The organism is Methanobrevibacter sp. (genome assembly GCF_030539555.1).
GTDB lineage: Archaea > Methanobacteriota > Methanobacteria > Methanobacteriales > Methanobacteriaceae > Methanocatella.
Genome location: NZ_JAUNXX010000062.1, coordinates 1 through 8,052 on the forward strand (window position 1 = coordinate 1; position 8,052 = coordinate 8,052).

Here is an 8,052-nt window from a genome sequence, read left to right on the forward strand (position 1 = left end):
GCAATTCCAAACATCATAGATTTATCAGAATATGAACCCAATGACAATAATAAGAAAGATTTCAATAAATTTTCAATTTTTGCCCGCCTGAGTCCTGAGAAAAACATTTCAGATGCAATTAAAGCATTTGAAATTGTTACTAGAACAAATGATAATGTTAGATTAGAAATTTTTGGAAGAGCAACAACACCATCCGAAATAATTGAAGAGGAAAAATTAAAATCACTTGTATATGAACTAAATCTTTATGATAAAGTTATTTTTAAAGGACATATTGATGATGTTTCAGAGGAAATGGCCAAATCACTTGCAACACTGTTCGTTTCCAACTTTGAAGGATTGGGAATGGTTGTTTTGGAATCCATGCTCAACTCAACACCCGTGATAAGTTATGATATCCATTACGGTCCTGCCGATTTCATAAATGATGAAAACGGATATCTGGTTGAACAAGGAGATGTTAATGCATTGGCCAAATCCATGTTAGACCTACTTGACAACCCTCAAAAATCAATTGAAATGGGTAAGTTGGCACGTGAAAATGTTTTGGATAAAATCGACAATGAAAAACTATTTATAAAATGGGAAGAAGTATTAAAAGAGTCTTATATTAATGGACTAAACCTGCCAAAAAATAATTTGATTGATAATGCCCTTTTAAATGAAATAGACAGACTTGAGAGAGTTAAAATCAAATTATATCGTGAAAACCATAGGTTATACCGACGAAATCAATTCCCAAAACAGGAATTTAATTCCAAGAGAGTTAATCTAAAAAGAATTTTCAAGAAATTAACATTTAACAAGATTTAATGAATTAATTTATCAAAAATCCCTTCGAAACAACAAAAATCCTTTCTTCCATTTTTCACCAGTAAAAACAGTATAAATAAAATTATTAATTTTCTAGTATTTTTAAAATGACTCTACTTATTTGAACAAGTTTTATAAGTCATTACTTGTAATTTTTTATGTTATTGATTAAATTATTCAAAAAAAATCTGCTTACAACGACAATAATCCATAATTAATATATGCATTAATACATAAATATTAACAATTAAAAAAAAAGGAGGGTCATTTTGTTAAATAAGAAACTAGTCGTAATCTTATTATTTGTATGTTTATTTACGATATCTTCAGTCAGTGCTGCTGAAAACATTACAGATGATACTATTAGTATTAACGACATAAATGACAATATTATTTCAGATACTAATGAAAATCAAGATATTAACAAAATTAATGAAGAAACTATTCTCACTGAGGACAGTCTTAATGAAAATGGAACATTTGCTGATTTGGCCAATGAAATCAGCACTGCAGGTTCCACATTAAATTTAACTAAAAACTATGTATACGATACTGCAAATGATACAGTATTTAAAAATGGAATAAATATCAATAAGGAAATTACTATAAATGGTAACGGTTTTACAATAGATGGATCTAAAACCGCACGTATTTTTAATATAACCTCAAATAACATTGTTTTAAATAATTTAACATTAATAAATACTAATATTCTACGTGTAAACTCTAACGATTGTGGTGGTGGAGCATTATTCATCACAGGGTCCAACATGACAATAAACAATTGTCTATTTGCAAGCAATGTTGCACACGAATCCACTAGCTTACATTATGGCGGAAGTGTCATCGATTATGGGGGTGCTGCAATATATTCCCTAGGAGTTAATACTACAATAAACAATTGCACATTCCGAAAAAATACCGCTACACAATCCAGTACTATATTTGATTTTGATGATCCAACAAAACTCATTTCTGGTGCAGCTATCTATGGTGGAGGCGATTTATTGACTATCAAAAACTCAACCTTTGAAGAGAACAATGCTGATAATAGTGCAGTATACATATTTAATGTTGCAAATTTTAATATAAATAACTGCATATTCAAGAGTAATAAATATGTAGCATGTGGAATAGAAAATTCCAATGGGATAATGAACAACTGTTATTTTACAGATAATAGAGGTACCGGCCATGTTTCATCAGCATCAGGTTCTTCACTAGAAGTTAAAAATTCAACAATGAATGTCAACAATACACTATTTTATGCTGATTATTATGATTCCTGTGTAATTTGTTGTAAACAATCCAATTTTACATTTATTAAATGCAATATAAGTCATCATACTCACATGTTGGACTATGGCAGTTCAGCTTCACGATATATAGATGGACAATACAATGCACTTCAGACAGCCCACAGTAATATACATGTTGAAGATTCCTATTTTTACACATACCAATTGGGGTCTATTTACATTGATTCAAAATCAGCAGCATATCTTAAAAACAACACAGTCGTAGCTAATTTTATTGCAAATAGTGGGAACATCACTTCCAAAACAAGTATAATAATTTTAAATAATTCCACATTAACTTATTACATTAATGAATCCGTTGTTTTAAATGCGTCAATTAGAGATGACAATGGAAACTCCATTGTTGTGAACCACTTCAAATTTAAAGAAAATAATGAAACTTTGGATTGGGATTATCGTAAAACATATTCATATAGTGGCACATTTTATATTCCGGACAATTATGATAAAACTCAGAACAATGCAACATATCTAAAAAACACTACTTTAGCATTAGGAACACATTACATCAATGTGGAATTCAACGATACATACAAAAATTGCAACTTAAACAATTGCACAATCTATACTGCAATAATAAACATTATAAAACATGATTCAAAAGTGGAAATCACATCCTGTGACAACATCACTTACAATGACACTTTATTGGTCAGTTTAAACATTGATAACAAAACAAATGCATCATATGTCATTAAAAATAATCAAGGAGATATCATAAAAGAAGGAATTATTGATTCAGACAATCTAACAATTGATAATCTATCCGTTGGAATCTATACAATCACAATTACAAACAATGAATCAGATGAGTATTACTCAAGCAATGCAAGTGCAACTTTCGAGGTTAAAAAGATAGCTTCAAGTGTTGAAATCGAAGATATTGAAGACACCTATTGCATCAACAATGTGACAATCAAATTCAACATCACAAACCCAACAGAAGTAAGTGCAATCATTACCAATCTTGATGACGGCACAAACATAACACTTGAAGACATTCATGAAAACATCATAACACAAAAATTAAGTCCTGGTTCATACAACATAACAGTTTACAACAAGGAAACTGAAAATTACCTTGCATGCAATGCAACCAAAGAATTTAACGTGTTAAGACTCAATTCAAAAGTGGATATCGATGACATTTCACCTGTAACATACAACAGCGACGTTATCATCAAGTTCACAGTTGAAAACCAGACTGTCGTCAATGTTACCATAAGAAACGATGAAAATGAGACCGTTTTCAGCCAAATCGTTGACAATTTCACAATAACACTTAATGATTTGAATGCTGGCAATTACACTGTTGTCATCACAAACCTTGAAAGTGAAACAACTTATGAAAGTAATGCAACCAAAGAGTTCACTGTTCTTAAGGCCGATTCAACTGTCAAAGGCGATGACGTCACTGTAAATTATGGTGAAAGTGCTGTAGTCAACATCACTTCAGAAAATGCAACTGTCATTTCATACATTATCTTTGATGATAACAATACTGCTGTTGCAAGCGGAAATGCAACCGGCCAAATCGATGCTTCCTCTCTCAAGGCAGGAGTATACATTGTTAACTTAACAACACTCGTTGATGACAATCACAATTCTGTAACTAACTCTTCAGTTATCACAATTAATCCTGCAAACTCAACAGTATCCGCCGAAGACATCAATGTAACCTACGGAAGCGAAATAACCATAACCATAACCAGCGAAAACGCAACAGAAATACAATACCAAATCATAAAAGATGGCGAAATAATAAAAGAAAACACAACAGCAGACACAATAACCCTAAACGACCTTGCTGCAGGAACATACACATTAAACCTTACAACAGTAGTGGATGAAAACCACACAAGCACAACAAACACATCCACAATAACCGTAAACCCAGCAAACTCAACAGTATCCGCCGAAGACATCAACACAACCTATGGAAACGAAATAACAATAACCATAACCAGTGAAAACGCAACAGAAATACAATACCAAATCATTAAAAGCGGCGAAATAATAAAAGAAAACACAACAGCAGACACAATAACCCTAAACGACCTTGCTGCAGGAACATACACATTAAACCTTACAACAGTAGTGGATGAAAACCACACAAGCACAACAAACACATCCACAATAACCGTAAACCCAGCAAACTCAACAGTATCTGCTGAAGACATCAACATAACTTACGGAAACAATATAACAATAACCCTAACAAGTGAAAACGCAACAGAAATCAAATACCAAATCATCAAAGACGGTGAAATAGTCCTTGAAAACACAACAAAAGACATCATCAACATCACCGGCTTGAATGCAGGCACATACACTGTTAACCTTACAACTGTAGTGGATGAAAATCACACAAGCGCAACAAACACATCCTCAATAACAGTAAACCCAACAAACTCCAGTGTAAAGGCAGCCGATTTGACCGTTTATTATGGTGAAAGTATAACTGTTGAAGTGATTTGTGAAAACGCAACCGGTGTTTCCTACATCATCACTGATGCAAATGGAAACATAACTGCTGAAGGAAACGCAACCGGAAACATAACAGATCTGACACTGAACGCTGGCACATACACTGTTAACCTTACAACTGTAGTGGATGAAAACCATATTGCCTCAACAAACACATCCGCAATCACAGTACTTCAGGCAAACTCAAGCGTATCAGCTGAAGATGTGAATGCAACATACAATAACGAAACAGTAATCGCTGTTACAAGTGAAAACGCAACTGAAATATTATATCAAATCATAAAAGACGGTGTAATAGTTAAGGAGAACACAACAAAAGACATCATCAACATTACCGGCCTTCCTGTCGGTACATACACATTGAACCTGACAGCTGTGGTTGATGAAAACCATATCGGTTCAACAAACACCTCTACAGTCACAGTCAACAAGGGTGATGCTGACATGTTCTTTGCGATTCCGTTTGAGCTTCCAATCAACAGCAGCTCAACCATTCATGTGCAGTTCATTCCGGAAAATCTCAATGAGGGAATTGTTTCATTCTACCTCAACGGTGAGTTTGTTAAATCCGTAAACGTTTCAGACGGCAACGTGAGCATGATATTTAAACAAAGCAAAGTTGGAAAATACAACCTTACAGTGACATTTACCGCAGACAATTACAACACTCTAAGCAGGGATGCTGTAATCGCAGTCGTTCCGATTCAGACAAGCATCGTACTCACCAACAAGGAAAGCATCTATCTCAACGAGAAGATCACATTGAACATTAACCTCAATGAAAACATCACAGGAGAAGTCAAATACTACATCGGAAATGGTATAAACGGCGTTGCAAACCTTACAAACGGTTCAGCTGTTGTTTCATACACACCAAATGCAACCGGTGAGTTCACTGTCTTTGTGATATATGACGGAGATGAAAACTACACAGGATCATATGCGATGAGTTCATTTACTGTGCTTGAAAGGTCAGCGACAATTTCTGCAAGCCCTGTTACAACAGTCTACAACGGCGGAAAATACCTTACAGCCACACTGAAAGACCAAAGCGGTGCTGCAATCAAGGGAGCGAAAATCACAATCACCCTGAACGGAAAAACCTACAACAGAACCACAAATTCCCAGGGTGTAGTCAAGCTTTCAACAAACGGCATTGCTCCGAAAACATACACTGCAAAAATCGTGTTTGCCGGAAACGACAAGTATCTCAAAGCCTCCAAAAGCGTGAAGGTCACCGTTAAAAAGGCAACTCCTAAGATGACCACCAAAGTCAACACGTACAGAGCTGGATTGAAGGTCAAAACATACTATGTCGCCTTGAAGACCAACAAGAACAAGATAATGAAAAACTCAATGGTCACTTTCAAGGTCAACGGAAAAACCTACTCTGCGAAAACCAATGCCAAAGGCATTGCAACATTCAAGGTCACCAACCTTGTCAAAAGAGGAATCTACAATGCAGTTGTAAAGTATCCTGGAAACACATACTACAAGGCATTGACCAAAAAGATTAAAGTAACCGTACTCAAATAGGAAAATTCAATTTTTCCTATTTTTTTCTTATTTTTTTAAACTCAGCAAATTCTAAAAAAAAGACCAATATATCAAAAAATGAAGAATATTTTCATGTGATTCCATTTGAAAATGAATTATCTGGATTTAATAAACATTTTTTGCTAAGAATCCCATTATAAACATCTCTTTTTGAAATAATTCTAAGGTCATTCAGTAATTTTACAAAAGTATCTTCCCTCATATTACATTCTTCTTTAATAACTTCCAGTTTTGATTCAATAATTAAAATATCATCTAAAGAAACTAAATATGCATAGACATTATTACTTTTTCTTTTATAACCTATTAAATAATCAATATGTTTTTTATACAAGAAATTGCAAGAGAATTTCACATCTACCAAATTTACAGTTGAACCCAACAGATTTATAATATCAAACGGATGTGAACCCCAATTACCTTGATAACAAACTAAACATTCTTTATATAATTTATCTTTATTACAATATTTCTCTATTAAATTATAAGTTAAAACTTCTAAAAATCCCCCTTTCACATCACTTTCAGGAATTTCCAATACTTTTTCAATATAGTTATCAAAATTATCTCCAATAGGTATTCTAGCATTTAAATAATATTCTTTCAATTTATTGAAATATTCTTTTCTATTATCACCATTAAATCTTAATGCCTCTATAAGCGCATCCAAATATAATATATCTCTTGACTCAAATGCTAATTGAGAAAGAAATTTAATATCATCATGCAATTGATCCCTATCATGTTTTTCTTTAAACTCAAACAGCATGCTGACCACCGATTATTTTAGAAAACAAGGGCAAATCAATTTTAAATAATTCACATATTTGTTTTACATTAGAATCAATCTCTGATATGACATCTGTATATTCAAAGAATTCTTCTTCAGTCATGTCACTATTTAAATCTTCATCAAAACTTAAATTACATGTGCATTCCCATAACATATAAATCGGAAATTCAGAAGATTTAACATGATATGTTAAAATCACTTTTTGATTATTTTTATCGAAAGAGGATATTTCCAAATTTACATTAACTTTAATTAAAAATGGTTCATTATTTTTAATTACATCCGGAAATTGAAACATGTTTAATTTAGTTGTGATAATATCATAATGCTCGAGAAACATATCTCTCACCTTTTTTTATAAAAATTTCTTCTGTATCCGCAAAAGATTTTCTTCCATAATGAACATCATAAGAAGATTTTTCATTCCGAATAAACTTATTATATTCCAATTTATCTTTCAATTGCATGAACGAATTTAATAAAGAATCCAAATCTTTTTCATCAAGTGCATTCTTCATGAATAAATAAGAAATATCCAATATTGAAATTAAAATTTTTAAATCATTTGTTTTGTAAACCACGATATTTTCTTCAATATTATATAATAATTCATCTAAAAATTTTTTGTCATAGTAATCATATTCCTTTCTATTAGGAACACCCATTTCAACTAATTTATCAAAAATTTCATAATACTTATAATGGAATTGGCCTATTAACAATTTTGCTAAATTATTTATTAAATTAGAATTGATTTTATCTAATTGTTTTTCATAATAAATGCTTTCTGCATCCAATAAATATGTAAAGTCATTGTCATTATTCAAAATATCATTTAAAACAATTAACTTATTAATATCTCTCATTTAAACCTCCTCCAAATAATTTAAAATGTAATTAATATTATAATTCTAACTATATTTAATGTTAACCTTTTTTAAAATGAATTATTGATTTTAATCTGAATGTTTAGAGAAGCATTTTTATTTGAAAATGAATTTTCTAGATATAATTAAATATATCCAGTTATCAAAATATCAAATATGGACTTAAATTTGGATATCAACAGAGGAAAAAAAGACA

5 protein-coding genes are annotated in these 8,052 nt (G+C 31.8%); 2 read left to right on the forward strand and 3 right to left on the reverse strand.

The window, feature by feature from the left end; translation table 11 throughout:
* Together Q4Q55_RS08705 and Q4Q55_RS08710 are read left to right on the forward strand one after the other, a co-directional pair.
* A partial coding sequence (locus Q4Q55_RS08705; RefSeq protein WP_303372425.1) for a glycosyltransferase occupies window positions 1–813 on the forward strand: 813 nt, incomplete at its 5' end.
* A 269-nt stretch (window positions 814–1,082) separates the two neighbouring features.
* Window positions 1,083–6,155, forward strand: a complete 5,073-nt coding sequence (locus tag Q4Q55_RS08710) for an S-layer family protein (RefSeq protein ID WP_303372426.1) — start codon at window positions 1,083–1,085, stop codon at window positions 6,153–6,155.
* 91 nt (window positions 6,156–6,246) lie between these two features.
* Here Q4Q55_RS08710 and Q4Q55_RS08715 read toward each other — a convergent pair whose 3' ends face one another.
* From Q4Q55_RS08715 to Q4Q55_RS08725, 3 genes are read right to left on the reverse strand one after another with little or no spacing between them, the layout of a single operon-like run.
* Window positions 6,247–6,945, reverse strand: coding sequence for a hypothetical protein (locus Q4Q55_RS08715; RefSeq protein WP_303372427.1), 699 nt, complete (start codon window positions 6,943–6,945; stop codon window positions 6,247–6,249).
* Window positions 6,935–7,309 carry a hypothetical protein gene (locus Q4Q55_RS08720; protein ID WP_303372428.1) on the reverse strand — a complete coding sequence of 125 codons (375 nt, stop codon included), beginning with the start codon at window positions 7,307–7,309 and terminating at the stop codon, window positions 6,935–6,937. The genes Q4Q55_RS08715 and Q4Q55_RS08720 overlap by 11 nt, the downstream gene beginning before the upstream one ends.
* Complete coding sequence (locus Q4Q55_RS08725) at window positions 7,290–7,835, reverse strand: hypothetical protein (RefSeq protein WP_303372429.1); 546 nt, start codon at window positions 7,833–7,835, stop codon at window positions 7,290–7,292. The genes Q4Q55_RS08720 and Q4Q55_RS08725 overlap by 20 nt, the downstream gene beginning before the upstream one ends.
* Between the last annotated feature and the right edge of the window lie 217 nt (window positions 7,836–8,052).